Annotated in this window: 1 protein-coding gene; it reads left to right on the top strand. The window is 69.9% G+C overall.

The window, feature by feature from the left end:
- On the top strand, positions 1-529 hold a 529-nt coding region (locus tag BJP40_RS18585; protein WP_143065970.1), incomplete at both ends, for a SidA/IucD/PvdA family monooxygenase.

Genomic DNA, 529 nt, shown 5'->3' with positions numbered 1-529 from the left:
CCACTGGCACCCCGGCGCACTCCCCGACGACGCCACCCTCCCCACCCCCTTCCTCGCCGACCTCGTCACCCTCGCCGACCCCACCAACCCCTGGACCTTCCTCAACTACCTCCGCTCCCACCACCGCCTCCTCCCCTTCCACCTCGCCCGCCAACTCCACATCCACCGCGCCGAATACCAGGCCTACGCCCGCTGGGTCAGCGACCACCTCCCCGGACTCCACTTCCACCACCACATCGACTCCATCCGCTGGAACCACGAACTCGCCCTCTTCGAAGTCGACCACACCCGACACGACCCCCACAGCGACACCCACACCCACGGCCGCACCCACACCCGCAACATCGCCCTCGCCACCGGCACGGAACCCCACATCCCCGACCCCCTCAAGCCCCTCGTCGACGCCCCCGCCGTCCCCGTCATCCACTCCTCCGACTACCTCCACCACCGCGACCGCCTCCGCACCACCCCCCACGTCACCGTCATCGGCTCCGGCCAGTCAGGCGCCGAGATCTTCCTCGACCTCCTC

The organism is Streptomyces sp. CC53 (assembly GCF_001865245.1).
Classification (GTDB): Bacteria; Actinomycetota; Actinomycetes; order Streptomycetales; family Streptomycetaceae; genus Streptomyces.
The sequence above is the reverse complement of the archived record's forward strand: the minus strand, read 5'-3'. Positions and strand labels throughout refer to the sequence as shown.